Raw genomic sequence first — 18,638 nt, 5'->3', positions numbered from 1 at the left:
GTAAGTCTATGAGCGCCCTTGTCAAAGACCCGACGAAAGGAGAAACGGGTTACGCAAGCAATGCGGTCCTAATGCTGAAGCGGAATTATTTTGACGAGACAAGCATGCCCGAGCACACCGACATCCTGAGCGACGCCGAGCGCGAGGCCTTGGCCGTGATAAACCAGAGTGCGCCTGTGGCAGCCAGGCCGTTGGTGCTTGTGGTGGATGACAACGCCGTTAACCGGGAGGCGCTGATCCTGTACCTGAAAAGCCGGGGCATCGATGTGGTGGGGGCGGATGGGGCCGAGGAGGCCAGGTTGTACCTGCACTACCAGAAGCGTATCGGGTTGATGATTACCGATTTGCGCATGCAGCCTGAAAGTGGACTGGACTTGATCAGGACAATTCGCGCGTCGGAGCGGGCGGCGTTGTCGATCATTGTGGTGTCGGGCGACACCGATGTGGAAGAAGCAGTGGATGTGATGCACCTGGGCGTGGTGGATTTCCTGCTCAAGCCGGTGGATTTGGGCAAACTGTTGGAGCTGGTGAAGAGAGAATTGAAAATGGCTTGATGCGCAGTGGGGGCCGCAAAACGGCCCCCCTGGCGAAGATGTTACTTACAACCCGTTACGCGCCTTGAACTCGCGGCGACGGCGGTGCAGTACCGGCTCGGTATAACCGTTCGGTTGCTTGCCGCCTTCCACCACCAGCTCCACAGCCGCCTGGAATGCCACGTTGTCGTCGAAGTTCGGCGACATCGGACGGTACAGGGCGTCGCCAGCGTTCTGCTGATCGACCACCACGGCCATGCGCTTGAGGCTTTCCAGCACCTGCTCCTGGCTGACCACGCCGTGGCGCAGCCAGTTGGCCAGCAGCTGGGCGGAGATGCGCAGGGTGGCACGGTCTTCCATCAGGCCGACGTTGTTGATGTCCGGTACCTTCGAGCAACCCACGCCCTGGTCGATCCAGCGCACCACGTAGCCGAGGATGCCCTGGGCGTTGTTGTCCAGCTCGTTGCGGATCTCTTCGGCCGACCAGTTGGTGTCCGCAGCCAGCGGAATGGCCAGAATGTCGTCCACCGACGCCGGGGTACGTGAAGCCAGTTCACGCTGGCGCGCCTGTACGTCCACCTTGTGGTAGTGCAGGGCGTGCAGGGTGGCGGCAGTCGGCGACGGTACCCAGGCGGTGTTGGCACCGGCCAGCGGGTGGGCGATCTTCTGTTCGAGCATGGCTGCCATCAGGTCTGGCATGGCCCACATGCCTTTGCCGATCTGCGCCCGGCCTTGCAGGCCGGTGGCCAGGCCAACGTCGACGTTGTTGTTTTCGTAGGCGCCGATCCACTTCTCGTTCTTCATGGCACCTTTGCGCACCACGGCGCCGGCTTCCATCGAGGTGTGGATTTCATCGCCAGTGCGGTCAAGGAAACCGGTGTTGATGAACGCCACGCGTTCGGCGGCTGCCTTGATGCAGGACTTGAGGTTGACCGTGGTACGGCGTTCCTCGTCCATGATGCCGACCTTGACGGTGTTGCGCGGCATGCCCAGCAGGTCTTCGACCTGGCTGAAGATCTCGGCGGCGAAGGCCACTTCCTCAGGACCGTGCATCTTCGGCTTGACGATGTACACGCTGCCGCTGCGGGTATTCTTGCGGCTGGTGTTGCCGTTGAGGTTGTGCAGGGCGATCAGGTTGGTGAACAGCCCGTCCTGGATACCTTCGGGGATTTCGTTGCCTTGGGCATCGAGGATCGCCGGGTTGGTCATCAGGTGGCCAACGTTGCGCACGAACAGCAACGAACGACCGTGCAGGGTCACGCTGCCGCCGTTAGGCGCCGCGTACTCACGGTCCGGGTTCATGGTGCGGGTGAAGGTTTTGCCGCCCTTGCTCACGCTTTCGGCCAGGTCGCCTTTCATCAGGCCCAGCCAGTTGCGGTAGACGATGACCTTGTCGTCAGCGTCTACGGCTGCAACCGAGTCTTCGCAGTCCATGATGGTGGTCAGTGCCGACTCCATCAGGATGTCTTTGACGCCAGCGGCGTCGGTACTGCCGACCGGGGTGCTGGCATCGACCTGGATTTCGAAGTGCAGGCCGTTGTGCTTGAGCAGTACGGCAGTGGGTGCTGCGGCGTCGCCGTGGAAGCCGATCAGTTGCGCATCGTCGCGCAGGCCAGTGTTGCTGCCGCCTTTCAGGGTAACAACCAGCTTGCCGCCTTCGATACGGTAGCCCGTGGAGTCAACGTGCGAGCCGGCTGCCAGTGGCGCGGCTTCGTCGAGGAAGGCGCGGGCGAAGGCGATGACCTTGTCGCCGCGCACCTTGTTGTAACCCTGGCCTTTTTCAGCGCCGCCTTCATCGCTGATGGCATCGGTGCCGTACAGGGCGTCGTACAGCGAACCCCAGCGAGCGTTGGCGGCGTTCAGGGCGAAGCGGGCGTTCATCACCGGCACGACCAGTTGCGGGCCGGCCATGTGGGCGATTTCTTCGTCCACGTTCTGGGTGGTGGCCTGGAAATCGTCGGCTTGTGGCAGCAGGTAGCCGATTTCCTGGAGGAATGCTTTGTAGGCTGCGGCGTCGTGGGCCTGGCCTTTGCGTGCCTGGTGCCAGGCGTCGATCTTGGCTTGCAGCTCGTCGCGCTTGGCGAGCAGGGCTTTGTTCTTTGGAGCGAGGTCATTGATGATCTTCTCTGCACCCGCCCAGAACTGCTCGGCGACGATGCCGGTCCCGGGGATGGCTTCGTTGTTCACGAAGTCGTACAGGACCTTGGCGACCTGAAGGCCACCGACTTGAACGTATCCAGTCATTGCTTGCCTCACTCTGCTCAGCTATTTCGCTCTTCTGTATTAAGCCTGTAGCGCTTCTCTAAACACGGCACCAGTGCATGCCCACGGGTTTGCTCGGGGGCGGCTGGGTGCGGCCTGCCAGACAGGCTGGCAGGCAGTGTGCGTATTTTCACAGGCGCCTTGGCAGACATCCAAACGACGTTTTGTAGTCCGCGCCACGGGATACTACATGAAGCAGTAGGCGGGGCAAAATCAGACTAAAAGCGCCGTTATGCGACCCGTTGGTCGCGTATGGTCACGCTGGGAGTGGGTATGTTCGCAAAAAACAGGTGGATTGTTCCAGATAAATCTTGAAACAGTACACGATTATCTGTGCGGATTGCCCTGCGGCAGGTTGCCGCGCCTTGCCTATACTGACTCGATCCCCTGATTTTCTGCCGCCCGGCGCGGTCCGACACGAGGAAGGGCTTGTGGATCATCTTGTACTGACTGTAATTGCCCCTGACAAGGCCGGCCAGGTCGAACGAATTGCCCAGTGCATCGCCGACCACAGTGGTAACTGGCTGGAAAGCCGCATGTCGCGGATGGCCGGGCAGTTTGCTGGCATTCTGCGGGTGGCGGTGCCGGCAGAGAATTACGCCGAGCTTGTGGCCTCGCTGCAGGGGCTGGCCAGGTATGACATTCGCGTGCTGATTGCCGAGAGCGGGATCGAGCCGTCGTGCACCTGGAAGCCGATTGCCATGGAACTGGTGGGTAACGACCGGCCGGGGATCGTGCGGGACATTACCCGCTTGCTGGCCGAGTTGCAGGTAAACGTCGAGCGGTTTTCCACAGAAGTGCGGCCGGCGCCGATGAGCAGTGAGCCGTTGTTCCACGCCGACGCATTGCTGGCGCTGCCGTTGACCTTGCCGCTGGAAGAGCTGCAGCAGCGGCTGGAGAGCCTGGCGGATGACTTGATGGTGGAGTTGAAGCTGCGGGCAGAGGATTGATCAGCGATTGCCGGGGCCGCTTTGCGACCCAGTCGCGTTATCCCGATATCACGGGGAAGGCCCTGTGGATAACCTGGGGGTGTACCTCTCCAGCCCAGGTATCACGTGCCTTGCAGAGCTTTGCTCAAAAAACACCCAATTATCAGCAGCTTGTGCACAAAGCACGGGGACGAGGGTGTGGATAACCTATGGAGATGTCTCTGCAGGCCAATAGCTACATGGCCTGCAGAGTTTTGATCGTTTTTCGATCAGTTGCGTTTGCGCAAGCTCAGCCATGCATCCACGCTGTAAATCGCCAAACCTGCCCAGATGAACATGAAGGCCACCAAGGTGCTCGACGACAAATGCTCATCGAACAGCAGTACGGCCTGCAACAGCACCAAGGTCGGTGCCAGGTACTGCAGGAAGCCCAGCGTGGTGTACGGCAGGTGCCGTGCGGCGGCGTTGAAGCATACCAGCGGCACCAGCGTTACCGGCCCCGCGGCCATCAGCCACAGCGCCTCGCTGCTGGTATAGAACGCGCCCTGGGCACTCATCGCTGACGGGTGCAGCAGCAGCCAGCCAAGGGCCAGCGGTACCAGCATCCAGGTCTCCACCACCAGGCCCGGCAGTGCAGCTACCGGCGCCTGCTTACGGATCAGCCCATAGAAGCCGAAGCTCAACGCCAGCACCAGTGATACCCACGGCAGGCTGCCCACTTGCCACACCTGCTGCGCGACACCCACGGCGGCCATACCCACCGCCAGCCATTGCAGGCGGCGCAGGCGTTCACCAAGAATCAGCATGCCCAGCAGGACGTTGATCAGCGGGTTTATGTAATAGCCCAGGCTGGCCTCGAGCATACGGCCGTTGTTCACCGACCACACGTAGGTCAGCCAGTTACCGGCGATCAGTGCCCCGCTCAGTGCCAGGATGCCCAGCCGGCGCGGGTTGTTGCGCAGTTCACGCCACCAGCCGGGGTGTTTCCACACCAGGAGCAGCAGCGAGCCGAACAGTGCTGACCAGAGCACCCGGTGGACAATGATCTCCACCGCCGGGACGCTCTGGATTGCCTTGAAGTAGAGGGGGAAAAGGCCCCAGATGATGTAGGCGCTCAAGCCCAGTATGTACCCGCGACGCGGGTTTGCGGCGTGCATGCAGAATCCTTGCTTAGGTTGCTAAATAAAGCGACGCCTATTGTAGACAGAGGTGGGCGTGCTTCTAGAACAATTTCAGCGGTGTTTCATCCAGCGCAGCCATCTGTTCGCGCAAGGCGAGAATCTGGTCGCCCCAGTAGCGTGGCTGGCCGAACCAAGGGAAGCTGGGCGGGAACGCCGGGTCGTCCCAGCGCCTTGCCAGCCAGGCGCTATAGTGCAGCTGGCGCAGGGCGCGCAGGGGCTCGATCAGGGCCAGCTCGCGCGGGTCGAAGTCGTGGAACTCGTTATAGCCGTCGATCAGCTCGGCCAGTTGCCCCAGGCGCTCCTCGCGGTTGCCGGCCAGCATCATCCACAGGTCTTGCACCGCTGGGCCCATGCGGCAATCGTCGAGGTCGACCACGTGGTACACCTCGTCACGGTGCATAAGGTTGCCCGGGTGCAGGTCGCCGTGCAGGCGGATGAGCTGGTGTGGTGTGCGAGCGTAGATGTCCTCCACCCGCTTGAGCAGATCGCGGGCCACGGACTCGAACGCCGGCAGCAGTTCACGCGGGACAAAATTACCCTCCAGCAAGGTGTTCAGCGAGGCGTGGCCAAAGTTGTCCACAGCCAGTGCCTCACGGTGCTTGAACGGCTTGCTGGCGCCCACGGCATGCAGGCGGCCAAGTAACTGGCCCAGGCGATACAACTGGTCGAGGTTGCCAGGTTCGGGGGCGTGGCCGCCGCGACGTGGGAACAGCGTGAAGCGGAAGCCCTTGTGTTCGAACAAGGTGCGGTCATCGTGCTGCATGGGCGCAACCACCGGGACCTCGCAGTCGGCGAGTTCGGCTGTGAAGGCGTGTTCTTCGAGGATGGCCGCATCGCTCCAGCGGCCTGGGCGGTAGAACTTGGCAATCAACGGCTGCGCGTCTTCGATGCCCACCTGGTACACGCGGTTCTCGTAGCTGTTCAGCGCCAGCACCCGCGCATCGCTGAGAAAGCCCAGGCTTTCCACTGCGTCCAGGACCAGGTCGGGGGTGAGGGTGTCGAAGGGGTGGGACATGGTGGCTCCGGAGGGTAAGCGGCGTGGGGCCATGGTAGCGCGTTATGCCTGTGCCGGCTTCTTCACAGGCAGGCCCGCAATCCGCTCGCCGCGTGGCCAGGCTATGCCGGTATCCCGATCAGCACATAGGACGGATGGAACTGCACCCGCACCGAGCTGCCGGCCGCCACCTGCTGCCCAGCCAACCACTGCGCCTCTGCAATGGCACACAACGTCTGGCCATTCCCCAGCGCCAGCCTGACCTCGCTGGGGCCGTCATCCTCGGCCAGCACTTCTTCCACCGTCGCGCTCAAACAGTTGCTGCCCTCCTCGGCTTCTTCCTCTTCCGCCAGCAACTGCACCCACCCGGCCTTTAGCAGCGCCACCACCATCGTTCCCGCTTTCAGCTCCAGGCGCGCCGTGCTGTCGTGGGTGATCAGCGCATCGATCTCCAGCCCGCCGCTCAATGCCAGGCTGACGCGGTCATACCGGCCTTCTGGGCGCAGGGCGCTGACCTGGCCCTGCAACTGGTTGCGCGCACTGGTGCGCAGCATCAGGCGCCCGAGCAGATCGAGGTCGCTGGATTCTTCGGCGGCTTCAAGGATTTGTGCCTGCAGGGCCTGCAGCCGTTGGTACAGGCGCAGCACCCGCTCGCCTTCCGGCGACAAGTGCGCACCGCCGCCGCCACGGCCACCGGTGCTGCGCTTGACCAAAGGCTGGCTGGCCAGATTGTTGAGCTCGTCGATGGCATCCCAGGCCGCCTTGTAGCTGATACCCGCTGCCTTGGCTGCGCGGGTGATCGAGCCTTGTTCGGCAATGTGCTGCAGCAGCGCGATGCGCTGTGGGCGGCGGGCGATGTGCTGGGTGAGAAGGGGGGGTAGGGACATGGGTATTCCGTATACAAGGGTGCTTTACAAATGGGCAGGTCGCGCCTGGTCATACATACCCCGGTTTGGGCGTACGTGCCAGGCAATACACATCCACCCGCCGTGCACCGGCCTTGCGCAGTGCCATGGCAATAGCCTGCGCAGTGGCACCGGTGGTCAACACATCATCGACGATGGCGACATGCTTGCCTTCCAGCTCCCCCGTTACCGCGAACGCCTGGCGCAAATTGCGCCGTCGTGCCTTGGCGCCCAGATGCTGCTGTGCCGGTGTCTCGCGGGTGCGGGCCAGCAATCGCTCGTTGCATGTTACCCCGACGTGCGACGACAACCACTGCCCAAGCATCCCCGCCTGGTTGAACCCCCGCTCGCGCAGTCGACGCCTGGCCAAAGGCACAGGCAACAGCAGGTCAGGGCGAGGCAACCCTTCGGCATAGCGATACAGCAGCCCCTGCCCGAGTAGCTCAGCCATCAGGCGCCCCAAAGGCCATTGGCGATTGTGCTTGAAGCGGCTGATCAACGTGTCCACCGGAAAGCCGAACTGCCACAGGGCAATGACCTGATCGAAGGCCGGCAAGCGGCGGCTGCACAGGGCGCAGGTCAGGCCGGCCATGGGCAAGGGCAGGGCGCAATGCCGGCACTGATCACCCAGCCAGGGCAGTGCCTGTTCGCAGGTGATGCACAACGGGTAATGCTGCTCGGCAGGCTCATCGCATAACAAACACTGCTGATTAATAAGTGAGCACTTGTAAACCAGTCGCTTCCAGTACAGTTGACAGTTCATAGGCCTTCCATGACTATGCGAGCTATCCGTGATGCGCTGGCGGGCTTTCCTGTCCCGGCGCCAGCTACAGCCTAAACAAGGAAACGCCGATGAGCGCCAGCACAACTGCAACAACACGTCACGACTGGTCCCTGGCCGAGGTCAAGGCGCTGTTCCAGCAACCGTTCAATGACTTGCTGTTCCAGGCGCAGACCGTGCACCGCGCGCATTTCGACCCCAACCGCGTGCAGGTTTCGACCTTGCTGTCGATCAAGACCGGTGCCTGCCCGGAAGATTGCAAATATTGTCCGCAGTCCGGCCACTACAACACCGGGCTGGAAAAACAGAAGCTGATGGAAGTGCAGAAGGTGCTGGAAGAAGCTGCCCGCGCCAAAGCCATCGGTTCTACCCGTTTCTGCATGGGGGCGGCGTGGAAGCACCCGTCGGCCAAAGACATGCCCTACGTGCTGGAGATGGTCAAAGGCGTCAAGGCCATGGGCCTGGAAACCTGCATGACCCTCGGCAAGCTCGACCAGGAGCAGACCAAGGCCCTGGCCCAGGCTGGCCTGGACTACTACAACCACAACCTCGACACCTCGCCGGAGTTCTACGGCAGCATCATCACTACGCGTACCTACAGCGAGCGTCTGCAGACCCTGGCCTACGTGCGCGATGCCGGGATGAAAATCTGCTCTGGTGGCATTCTGGGCATGGGTGAGTCGCTGGACGACCGCGCCGGCCTGCTGATCCAGTTGGCCAACCTGCCGGAGCACCCGGAGTCGGTGCCGATCAACATGCTGGTCAAGGTGGCCGGCACGCCGCTGGCTGAGGAAGAGGACGTCGACCCGTTCGACTTTATCCGTATGCTGGCCGTGGCCCGTATTCTCATGCCCAAGTCTCACGTGCGTCTGTCCGCCGGCCGTGAGCAGATGAACGAGCAGATGCAGGCCCTGGCCTTCATGGCGGGCGCCAACTCGATCTTCTACGGCGAAAAACTGCTGACCACCGCCAACCCCCAGGCCGACAAGGACATGCAGCTGTTCGCACGCCTGGGTATCAAGCCCGAAGCGCGTGAAGAGCACGCCGACGAAGTGCACCAGGCAGCCATCGAGCAAGCGCTGGTCGAGCAGCGCAGCAGCGAGATGTTCTACGACGCCGCGACAGCCTGACATGGCTTTCGATCTGGCTGCGCGCCTGGCCGAACGGCGCGCCGCAGACCTGTATCGGCAGCGGCCATTGCTGGAAAGCCCGCAGGGGCCGGAAGTGGTGGTCGACGGCCAGCGGTTGCTGGCCTTCTGCAGCAATGACTACCTGGGCCTGGCCAACCACCCCGAGGTGATCGCCGCCTGGCAGGCCGGCGCCGAGCGCTGGGGTGTGGGTGGTGGTGCCTCGCACCTGGTGGTTGGCCACAGCACCCCGCACCATCAGGTTGAAGAGGCACTGGCTGAACTCACCGGCCGCCCGCGCGCGCTGTTGTTCTCCACCGGCTATATGGCCAATCTGGGCGCCATCACCGCGTTGGTGGGGCAGGGCGACACGGTGCTGCAAGACCGCCTGAACCATGCGTCGCTGCTGGATGGCGGGCTGCTCAGTGGTGCCCGCTTCAACCGCTACCTGCACAACGACCCGGCCAGCCTGGCCAGCCGCCTGGACAAGGCAGTCGGCAATACCCTGGTGGTGACCGATGGCGTATTCAGCATGGACGGTGACCTGGCCGACCTGCCGGCGCTGGCCGATGTCGCGCGTGCCCGCGGCGCATGGTTGATGGTTGACGACGCCCATGGCCTGGGTACCTTGGGCGCACAGGGCGGCGGTATCGTCGAGCACTTTGGCCTGGGTGTGGATGACGTACCGGTGCTGATCGGCACGCTGGGCAAGGCTTGCGGCACTGCCGGCGCCTTTGTGGCTGGCAGCGAAGCGCTGATCGAGGCGCTGGTGCAGTTCGCCCGCCCCTACATCTACACCACCAGCCAGCCACCGGCGCTGGCCTGCGCCACACTCAAGAGCCTGGAGCTGCTGCGCCGTGAAACCTGGCGTCGTGAGCATCTGGCAGCCTTGATTCGTCAGTTCCGGGAAGGCGCGCAGCAGATGGGGCTTCAGTTGATGGACAGCCCGACGCCAATCCAGCCCATCGTGATCGGCGACAGTGCGCAGGCGTTGCGCCTGTCACGCCTGCTGCGTGAGCGCGGCTTGCTGGTGACGGCCATCCGCCCACCCACCGTGCCGGCTGGCAGCGCACGCCTGCGGGTGACCCTGAGTGCCGCGCACAGCGAGGCGCAGGTGCAGCTATTGTTGAATGCATTGGCCGAGTGTTATCCACAGTTGGAGAACGCCGATGCGTAATCGACTTGTTCTGTTGCCTGGCTGGGGCTTGGGAACTGCTGCGCTGGAGCCGCTGGCCGCTAGCCTGCGGGCCCAGGACGCCCGCCTGCAGGTAGAGCTGATGCCCCTGCCAGAACTGGCTCACAGCGATGTGCAGGCCTGGATCGACCATCTGGACCGCAAGCTGCCCAACAATGTCTGGCTGGGTGGCTGGTCACTGGGTGGCATGTTGGCCAGCGCGCTGGCGCACAAGCGTGGCGACCACTGCTGCGGGCTGCTGACCTTGGCCAGCAACCCCAGCTTCCTGGCCCGGCCAGACTGGCCCCACGGCATGGCCGAAGACACCTTCGGCACCTTCCTCGACGGCTGCCGCAGCCATACCCAGGTCACCCTCAAGCGCTTCCGTACCTTGTGCAGCGACGGCGCCCTGCAGCCGCGCACCCTGTTGCGCCAACTGGGTGTCGGCGTGCCGGATACCGACCCGTTGTACCTGGCCACTGGCCTTGAAGTGCTGGCCAAACTGGACACCCGCGTAGCCTTGCAAGCCTATGGAGGCCCGCAGCTGCACCTGTTTGCTGGCAGCGATGCGCTAGTGCCGGCAGAGGCGGCAAAGGCGTTAAGCGAGCTGTTGCCCGATGTGGAAGTGGGCTTGGTCGAAGACAGTTCCCACGCGTTCCTGCTGGAGTACCCGCAGGAACTGGCGACGGGCATCAAGAGTTTCCTGCATGAGAGTGGCGATGACTGACCTTTCCCGTCCGACCCTGCCCGGCGCATTGCCCGACAAGCGCCAGGTGGCGGCCTCGTTCTCCCGCGCCGCAGCCAGCTATGACAGCGTGGCGGCCCTTCAGCGCGCTGTTGGTCTGAGCCTGATGGAGCAGTTGCCGGTAGGCCTGCAGCCGTCACACTGGCTGGACCTGGGCAGTGGCACCGGCCATTTCAGCCGCATGCTGGCTGAGCGTTTCACCCAGGCCTGTGGCCTGGCGGTGGATATTGCCGAAGGCATGTTGCTTCACGCCCGTCATGTAAAGGGTGGGGCGCAGTATCACGTGGTTGGCGACGCCGAGCGTTTGCCGCTGCGCGATGGCAGCGTCGATCTGGTGTTTTCCAGTCTGGCGGTGCAGTGGTGCGATCAGTTCGCCAGTGTGCTGGCCGAGGCGCAGCGGGTGCTGCGCCCAGGCGGTGTACTGGCCTTCAGCAGCCTGTGCGTGGGCACCCTCGACGAACTGCGCGCCAGCTGGCAGGCGGTGGATGGCCTGGTGCATGTAAACCGCTTCCGCCGTTTCGAAGACTACCAGCGCCTGTGTGCAGCCAGCGGTTTTGAACAGCTTGAGCTGGAGCGGTGCCCGCATGTGCTTCACTACCCGGATGTGCGCAGCCTGACCCACGAACTGAAGGCGTTGGGGGCGCACAATCTGAACCCTGGGCGACCTTCCGGTCTCACCGGCAGGGCGCGAATGCAGGGCCTGTTGCAGGCCTATGAGGCATTTCGCCAGCCCGCGGGGCTGCCAGCCACCTATCAAGTGGTCTATGGTGTGTTGCGCAAGCCACAGGCGTAAGGGGAGCACGATGAGCCAGGCCTTTTTCATTGCGGGTACCGACACCGATGTTGGCAAGACCACCATCGCCGCCGGCCTGTTGCATGCGGCGCGTTTGCAGGGCATGAGCACGCTGGGTGCCAAGCCGGTTGCCTCAGGCTGCACGATGACGCCGAAAGGCTTGCGCAATAGCGATGCCCTGGCGCTGATCGACGAAAGCACGGTCAAGCTGCCCTATGAGCAGGTCAATCCGTTTGCCTTCGAGCCTGCTATTGCCCCGCATGTCGCGGCGCGCGAGGCAGGGGTGACGCTGGCAGTGCCAGACCTGCTCGCGGCGATGCGCAATGTGCTGCAACAAAATGCCGACTTCACCCTGATAGAGGGAGCCGGTGGCTGGCGCGTACCGCTGTCGGGTCTGGATAACCTGTCCGACCTTGCCGTTGCCTTGCAGTTGCCGGTGATACTGGTGGTAGGCGTGCGGTTGGGTTGCATCAGCCATGCCTTGCTTAGCGCCGAGGCGATCGAGCGCGATGGGCTGCAGTTGGCGGGTTGGGTGGCAAACATCATCGAGCCGCGCACCTCGCGCCTGGAAGAGAACCTGGCCAGCCTTGCAGAGCGCCTGCCGGCGCCTTGCCTGGGGCGGGTTCCCAAGCTCAAGCAGGCCAGTGCCGACATGGTGGCTGAGCATCTGCAACTGGATCTGCTGGATTAGTGTGTTGCAGGCCCGGCCTCTTCGCGGGTAAACCCGCTCCTACGAGGGAACGCATACCGTTGTAGGCGCGGGGTTACCCGCGACTAGGCCAGTGCAGGAATACCCAAGGCCTATCAACTGGCATTGAGCCATTAGGGATTTAAACGGGCCTTTTTGTCCCCAGCCTGTTTTAATTGGGGCTGTTCGTCATCCAGCGTCAATGGAGTCCTGACATGGAAATCACCGGTAGCTCCGCCTACTACGCGGGCCTGAGCGCAATCCAGACCGGGCAGAACCGCGTCGATCAGGCTGCCAGCCAGATCGCCAACACCACTGCCGAACGCACCGCCACAAGCCAGTCCAGCGATTTTCAAGCCGAACGCTTGCGCGCGGTCGACCGCAGCCAGCAGATGGACATGGCCACCAGTGTCGTGCAACAGGCGGTGGGCAAGACCGAAGTCGAGCTTGGCGCAAAGGTCGTCAAGGCATCCGACGAAATGCTTGGCCGGATCATCGACACCTACGCCTGAACACTTGCGTCATCCCCTATTTCAGCGCCTGCCCATGTAGGAGCGGGCTTGCCCGCGAATGCGTCCGATCAGACAACAATTTTGTCTGGTCGGACCTCTTCGCGGGCAAGCCCGCTCCTACAAGGGTTTGTGCCATGGCATGACTGATTTGCCATTTTCCGTGGCGTAAATGGCACCATAGTCCATCCTTGACAGAAAGCTAAGCTAAACGTAAGTTTCAAACAACTGTTTGATCGGCTTCCGCCAAGCGCGGGTCACCCCACAGAACTCACCTAGAGGTTCATCGCCATGCCTGACTACAAAGCCCCCTTGCGTGATATCCGCTTCGTTCGCGACGAGCTGCTTGGCTATGAAGCGCACTATCAGAGCCTGCCGGGCTGCCAGGACGCCACGCCCGACATGGTCGACGCGATCCTTGAAGAAGGCGCGAAGTTCTGTGAGCAGGTGCTGTCGCCGCTGAACCGTGTGGGTGACCAGGAAGGCTGCACCTGGAGCGAGTCGGGGGTGAAAACCCCAACCGGCTTCAAAGAAGCCTACGAGCAGTTCGTCGAAGGCGGCTGGCCTAGCCTGGCGCATGACGTCGAGCACGGCGGTCAAGGCCTGCCAGAGTCGCTGGGCCTGGCCCTGAGCGAAATGGTCGGTGGTTCGAACTGGTCGTGGGGTATGTACCCAGGCTTGTCGCATGGCGCGATGAACACTATTTCTGCGCATGGCACTGCCGAGCAGCAGCACACCTACCTGACCAAGCTGGTGTCCGGCGAGTGGACCGGCACCATGTGCCTGACCGAACCGCACTGCGGTACCGACCTGGGCATGCTGCGCACCAAGGCCGAGCCACAGGCCGACGGCAGCTACAAGGTTTCGGGCACCAAAATCTTCATTTCGGCCGGCGAGCACGACATGGCCGGCAACATCGTCCATATCGTTCTGGCCCGCCTGCCGGACGCACCGGCCGGTACCAAGGGTATTTCGCTGTTTATCGTGCCGAAGTTCCTGCCTAACGCCGAGGGTGGCGTGGGTGAACGCAACGGCGTGAGCTGTGGCTCGATCGAACACAAGATGGGCATCCACGGTAACGCTACCTGCGTGATGAACTTCGATGCTGCCACCGGCTACCTGATTGGCCCTGCCAACAAAGGCCTGAACTGCATGTTCACCTTCATGAACACTGCTCGTCTGGGGACTGCGCTGCAAGGCCTGGCCCACGCCGAGGTGGCGTTCCAGGGTGGCCTGAAGTACGCCCGCGAGCGTCTGCAGATGCGTTCCCTGACCGGCCCGAAAGCACCGGACAAGGCCGCTGACCCGATCATCGTCCACCCGGACGTGCGTCGCATGCTGCTGACCATGAAGGCCTTCGCCGAAGGCAACCGCGCGATGGTTTACTTCACCGCCAAGCAGGTGGACATCGTCAAGTACAGCCAGGACGAAGAAGAGCGCAAGAAGGCTGACGCCCTGCTGGCGTTCCTGACCCCGATCGCCAAGGCATTCATGACCGAAGTCGGTTTCGAAGCCGCCAACCACGGCGTGCAGATCTACGGCGGCCATGGCTTCATCGCCGAATGGGGCATGGAGCAGAACGTGCGCGACAGCCGTATCTCCATGCTGTACGAGGGCACTACCGGTATTCAGGCCCTCGACCTGCTCGGTCGTAAAGTGCTGATGACTCAGGGCGAAGCACTGAAGGGCTTCACCAAGATCGTGCACAAGTTCTGCCAGGCGCAAGAAGGTAACGAAGCGGTCAAGGAGTTCATCGAACCACTGGCGGCCATCAACAAGGAGTGGGGCGAGCTGACCATGAAAGTGGGCATGGCTGCCATGAAGGACCGTGAAGAAGTGGGTGCGGCTTCGGTCGATTACCTGATGTACTCCGGCTATGCCTGCCTGGCCTACTTCTGGGCCGACATCGCCCGCCTGGCCGCCGAGAAACTGGCAGCCGGCACCAGCGAGGAGGCGTTCTACACCGCCAAGCTGCAGACTGCCCGCTTCTACTTCCAGCGCATCCTGCCACGTACCCGTACCCATGTGGCGACCATGCTGTCGGGCGCCAACAACCTGATGGCGATGGACGAAGAGCACTTCGGTCTGTCGTACTGATACTGGCGCTGTACCCAAAAACCCGCCTGCCCTGACCGGCAGGCGGGTTTTTTACGTCTTCAGGTTCACCCGCGAAAGGGCCGGGTCTGCTGGCCAATCTCCACCCGCCGTTCACCGTTGCCGCCACTACCGTATTCGCGGGTAAACCCGCTCCTACCACACTGATCGGTGGTGGCCACATACCAGGGGTTGGCCACAGGCCGTCGTGTAGGAGCGGGTTCACCCGCGAAGAGGCCGGCCCTGCTGGCCAATCTCCACCCGCCGTTCACCGTTGCCGCCGCCACCGTATTCGCGGGTAAACCCGCTCCTACACAGATCGGTGGTGGACACACATCTGGGGTTGGACACAGTCCGTCGTGTAGGAGCGGGTTCACCCGCGAAGAGGCCGGCCCTGCTGGCCAATATCCACCCGCCGTTCACCGTTGACGCCGCTACCGTATTCGCGGGTAAACCCGCTCCTACCCCACTGATCGGTGGTGGCCACACATCAGGGGTTGAACACAGGCCGTCGTAGGAGCGGGTTTACCCGCGAAGGATGCGACACGGTGCATGGGAAGTTCGTTCATTCAACCGCAAATTCAACTGTTCCAGTGCACTGCCGATGAAGTGAGGGCACAATGCCATTATTGATCTGCCGGGTTGGAGATTACCCTTGTTTCGTCTTAACGCTGTTCGCGCTAGCCACTTCCTGCCGTCGCTGTTCTTGTTGCTGGCAGGGCTCGCCGCAGCCTATGTGAGAGACCTCAGCGTCTTTTTCACATCGCTGTTCAATGTCCTGCCTACCTTGGTTCTACTGCTGGGCGGCGCCTACTGCGCGGTTTACCGCCGCCAGCGTGAGCTGTTTCTGATGCTGACGGTGTACATTGCCTACTTCCTGCTCGATACCCAGACCGACTTCTACCGTGACCATGGCCGCGTGCGTGAGGACGCAGCGGTGATCTTCCACCTGGTCTGCCTGCTGCTGCCGGCGCTGTTCGGGCTGTATGGCGCCTGGCAGGAGCGTACGCACCTGCTGCAGGACCTGGTCGCCCGCGGTGCCGTGCTGTTTGCCGTGGGCAGTGTGGCGGTGGCCCTCCAGCAAAGCTACCCCGAGGCGTTGCTGACCTGGTTGGCGGAGATCCGCTGGCCGGCTTTGCATGGCCACTGGATGAGCCTGATCCAGATGGTCTACCCACTGTTCCTTGGTGTGTTCATTCTGCTGGTGGTGCAGTACCTGCGTGCACCCCGGCCGCTGCACGCCGCGCAGTTGATCGGCCTGCTGGGCATTTTCTGGATGCTGCCGCAAACCTTCATCCTGCCGTTTACCCTGAACATCATGTGCAGCCAGGTAATGCTGATGATCGCCGCAGCAGTGGCGCACGAGGCTTATCAGATGGCTTTCCGTGACGAGCTGACTGGCCTGCCGGGGCGCCGTGCGCTGAACGAGCGCATGCAGCGCCTGGGGCGTAACTATGTCATCGCCATGACCGATGTCGACCATTTCAAGAAATTCAACGACACCCACGGCCACGATGTCGGTGACCAGGTGCTGCGGTTGGTCGCCAGCCGCTTGTCCAAGGTCACCGGCGGTGGCCGCGCCTACCGTTATGGTGGGGAAGAGTTCGCCCTGGTGTTCGCCGGCAAGACCGCCGAGGAATGCGTGCCGCATGTGGAGGCTGTGCGTGAAGTAATCGCTAATTACGTGATGCACCTGCGCGACCAGCACAACCGCCCGCAGGACGATACCGCCGGCCGCCAGCGCCGCGCTGGCAGCGGCGGCGGCACGGTTTCGGTCACCATCAGCATTGGTGTGGCCGAGCGCCAGGCGGATCATCGCAACCCCGAGGCGGTACTGAAATCCGCCGACCAGGCGCTTTACAGCGCCAAAGGTGCGGGGCGCAATTGTGTCATGGTGCATGGGCGACAATCACCGCGTGGGGCAGTGCGTACGGCGTGACCGAGTGAGACTATACAGTCGATTGATGACCCTATGTCTCGCAAAAGTTGTTCGGTTACACTGCCAGTAACCCCAGTGTCGCGGTTCCCCGAGACCGCCCCGACCCGACTAGCGAGAGGTTGTCATGGCTGACTATAAAGCGCCCCTGCGCGACATGCGCTTCGTACTGAATGAAGTCTTCAACGTGGCCGAGCAGTGGACGCAGTTGCCCGGTCTGGCCGAGGTTGTCGATGCCGACACGGCCATGGCCGTGCTGGAAGAAGCCGGCAAGGTCACCGCCAAGACCATTGCGCCGCTCAGCCGCGCCGCCGACGAAGAGGGCTGCCACTGGGACAACGGTGTGGTGCGCACCCCAGCCGGTTTCATCGAGGCCTACAACACCTACGCCGAAGGCGGCTGGGTGGGCGTGGGCGGTGACCCGCTGTTCGGCGGTATGGGTATGCCCAAGGCCATCTCGGCCCAGGTCGAGGAAATGGTCAACGCGTCCAGCCTGGCCTTCGGCCTGTACCCGATGCTGACCGCCGGCGCCTGCCTGTCGATCAACGCCCACGCCAGCGAGGCCTTGAAGGCAAAATACCTTCCGAACATGTATGCCGGCGTTTGGGCCGGTTCCATGTGCCTGACCGAGCCACATGCCGGCACCGACTTGGGCATCATCCGCACCAAGGCCGAGCCCCAGGCTGACGGCAGCTACAAGGTCAGCGGCACCAAGATCTTCATCACCGGCGGTGAACACGACCTGACCGAGAACATCATCCATCTGGTTTTGGCCAAGTTGCCGGATGCACCGGCGGGGCCGAAAGGGATTTCGCTGTTCCTGGTGCCGAAGTTCCTGGTCAATGAAGACGGTAGCCTCGGTGCGCGGAACCCGGCCAATTGCGGCTCGATCGAGCACAAAATGGGCATCCAGGCCTCGGCTACCTGTGTGATGAACTTCGACGAAGCTGTCGGCTACATCGTCGGTGAGCCGAACAAAGGCCTGGCGGCCATGTTCACCATGATGAACTACGAGCGCCTGGGCGTCGGCATTCAAGGCCTGGCGTCGGCCGAGCGCTCCTACCAGAACGCCGTGGAGTACGCCCGCGATCGCCTGCAAAGCCGTGCCCCGACTGGCCCGCAAGCCAAGGACAAGGCTGCCGACCCGATCATCGTCCACCCGGACGTGCGTCGCATGCTGTTGACCATGAAGGCGCTGATCGAGGGTGGCCGCGCCTTCTCCACTTACGTGGCCATGCAACTGGACAGTGCCAAGTACAGCGAAGACGCCAGCGTGCGCAAACGCAGCGAAGAGTTGGTGGCACTGCTGACGCCGGTGGCCAAGGCCTTCCTCACCGACCTGGGCCTGGAGTGCGCAGTGCACGGCCAGCAAGTATTTGGCGGGCATGGCTACATTCGTGAATGGGGGCAGGAGCAGTTGGTGCGCGATGTGCGCATTACCCAGATCTACGAGGGTACCAATGGCATCCAGGCCCTCGATCTGATGGGGCGTAAAGTGGTGGCCAGCGGCGGGGCATACTACAAGCTGTTCTCTGATGAGATCCGCCAGTTCATTACCCGTGCAGGCAGCGAACTGGACGAATTCACCACGCCACTGGGTGCTTCGCTCGATCAGCTCGATGGGCTGACCGAGTGGGTATTGCAGCAGGCCAAGGGCAACCCGAATGAAATTGGTGCGGCTTCGGTCGAGTACCTGCATGCCTTCGGCTATGTTGCCTATGGCTATATGTGGGCACTGATGGCGCGGGCGGCGCAGGCGGGTGAGGGAGATGCGGCGTTCTATTCGGGCAAGCTGGGTACGGCGCGGTTCTACTTTGCGCGGTTGCTGCCACGGGTGGATTCGCTGGTGGCTTCGGTGAAGGCGGGAAGTGAGTCGCTTTACCTGCTGGATGCCGAGCAGTTCTGATCGTTTTTTGGGGCCGCGAAGCGGCCCCAGCCATGCCATATCTGTGAATGAATCTCCTGTGTAAGCTTTTTCCTACGCGAC

Annotated in this window: 16 protein-coding genes; 11 read left to right on the top strand and 5 right to left on the bottom strand. The window is 62.6% G+C overall.

The window, feature by feature from the left end; all coding sequences use genetic code 11:
• Positions 1–8: 8 nt before the first annotated feature.
• The gene (locus ACYCCG_RS18960) at positions 9–554 is read left to right on the top strand and encodes a response regulator (protein WP_459671487.1); all 546 of its coding nucleotides are present in this window, start codon (positions 9–11) and stop codon (positions 552–554) included.
• A 45-nt stretch (positions 555–599) separates the two neighbouring features.
• Here the strand turns inward: ACYCCG_RS18960 and ACYCCG_RS18955 are convergent, their stop codons facing one another.
• Positions 600–2,777 (bottom strand): malate synthase G, encoded by a 2,178-nt coding sequence (locus ACYCCG_RS18955; protein WP_209968580.1) that lies wholly within the window; start codon positions 2,775–2,777, stop codon positions 600–602.
• Between the two features lie 449 nt (positions 2,778–3,226).
• On the opposite strand from ACYCCG_RS18955, the gene ACYCCG_RS18950 reads away from it, so the two are divergent.
• Complete coding sequence (locus ACYCCG_RS18950) at positions 3,227–3,745, top strand: glycine cleavage system transcriptional repressor (RefSeq protein WP_010951709.1); 519 nt, start codon at positions 3,227–3,229, stop codon at positions 3,743–3,745.
• A gap of 248 nt (positions 3,746–3,993) precedes the next feature.
• Here the strand turns inward: ACYCCG_RS18950 and rarD are convergent, their stop codons facing one another.
• From rarD to ACYCCG_RS18930, 4 genes are all read right to left on the bottom strand, one after another.
• Positions 3,994–4,881, bottom strand: coding sequence for an EamA family transporter RarD (gene rarD, locus ACYCCG_RS18945; protein ID WP_209968575.1), 888 nt, complete (start codon positions 4,879–4,881; stop codon positions 3,994–3,996).
• A gap of 64 nt (positions 4,882–4,945) precedes the next feature.
• Positions 4,946–5,920, bottom strand: a complete 975-nt coding sequence (locus ACYCCG_RS18940) for a serine/threonine protein kinase (protein WP_176683533.1) — start codon at positions 5,918–5,920, stop codon at positions 4,946–4,948.
• A 101-nt stretch (positions 5,921–6,021) separates the two neighbouring features.
• Positions 6,022–6,786, bottom strand: coding sequence for a TOBE domain-containing protein (locus ACYCCG_RS18935; RefSeq protein ID WP_339536039.1), 765 nt, complete (start codon positions 6,784–6,786; stop codon positions 6,022–6,024).
• Between the two features lie 49 nt (positions 6,787–6,835).
• On the bottom strand, positions 6,836–7,567 hold the full coding sequence (locus tag ACYCCG_RS18930) for a phosphoribosyltransferase family protein (protein ID WP_459671484.1): 732 nt from the start codon (positions 7,565–7,567) through the stop codon (positions 6,836–6,838).
• Positions 7,568–7,656: 89 nt separating this feature from the next.
• Between ACYCCG_RS18930 and bioB the strand changes: the two genes are divergently transcribed.
• The 9 genes from bioB (at position 7,657) to ACYCCG_RS18885 (ending at position 18,557) form a co-directional block, all read left to right on the top strand.
• Entirely contained in the window at positions 7,657–8,715 is a 1,059-nt protein-coding gene (bioB, locus tag ACYCCG_RS18925; RefSeq protein WP_014589423.1) for a biotin synthase BioB, read from the top strand.
• 1 nt (position 8,716) lies between these two features.
• The gene (gene bioF / locus ACYCCG_RS18920) at positions 8,717–9,889 is read left to right on the top strand and encodes an 8-amino-7-oxononanoate synthase (protein ID WP_014755112.1); all 1,173 of its coding nucleotides are present in this window, start codon (positions 8,717–8,719) and stop codon (positions 9,887–9,889) included.
• Positions 9,882–10,613: an alpha/beta fold hydrolase gene (locus ACYCCG_RS18915; protein ID WP_209968566.1), complete on the top strand. Its 732-nt coding sequence runs from the start codon at positions 9,882–9,884 to the stop codon at positions 10,611–10,613. The genes bioF and ACYCCG_RS18915 overlap by 8 nt, the downstream gene beginning before the upstream one ends.
• Positions 10,606–11,424 carry a malonyl-ACP O-methyltransferase BioC gene (gene bioC / locus ACYCCG_RS18910; RefSeq protein ID WP_209968562.1) on the top strand — a complete coding sequence of 273 codons (819 nt, stop codon included), beginning with the start codon at positions 10,606–10,608 and terminating at the stop codon, positions 11,422–11,424. Before ACYCCG_RS18915 ends, bioC begins: the two co-directional genes overlap by 8 nt.
• Positions 11,425–11,434: 10 nt before the next feature.
• A complete protein-coding gene (gene bioD / locus ACYCCG_RS18905; RefSeq protein WP_176683527.1) occupies positions 11,435–12,115 on the top strand; it encodes a dethiobiotin synthase in 681 nt (226 codons plus the stop codon).
• Positions 12,116–12,327: 212 nt separating this feature from the next.
• On the top strand, positions 12,328–12,624 hold the full coding sequence (locus ACYCCG_RS18900) for a hypothetical protein (RefSeq protein WP_049587144.1): 297 nt from the start codon (positions 12,328–12,330) through the stop codon (positions 12,622–12,624).
• Positions 12,625–12,912: 288 nt separating this feature from the next.
• Positions 12,913–14,718, top strand: a complete 1,806-nt coding sequence (locus tag ACYCCG_RS18895) for an acyl-CoA dehydrogenase C-terminal domain-containing protein (protein WP_209968558.1) — start codon at positions 12,913–12,915, stop codon at positions 14,716–14,718.
• Positions 14,719–15,370: 652 nt separating this feature from the next.
• Positions 15,371–16,654: a GGDEF domain-containing protein gene (locus ACYCCG_RS18890; RefSeq protein ID WP_021782689.1), complete on the top strand. Its 1,284-nt coding sequence runs from the start codon at positions 15,371–15,373 to the stop codon at positions 16,652–16,654.
• Between the two features lie 124 nt (positions 16,655–16,778).
• Positions 16,779–18,557, top strand: a complete 1,779-nt coding sequence (locus ACYCCG_RS18885; protein ID WP_209968555.1) for an acyl-CoA dehydrogenase C-terminal domain-containing protein — start codon at positions 16,779–16,781, stop codon at positions 18,555–18,557.
• The last annotated feature ends 81 nt before the right edge of the window (positions 18,558–18,638 follow it).

Source organism: Pseudomonas sp. VEM90, from assembly GCF_054611535.1.
Note: the sequence above shows the minus strand (reverse complement) of the source record. Positions and strands in the feature narration are given on the sequence as shown.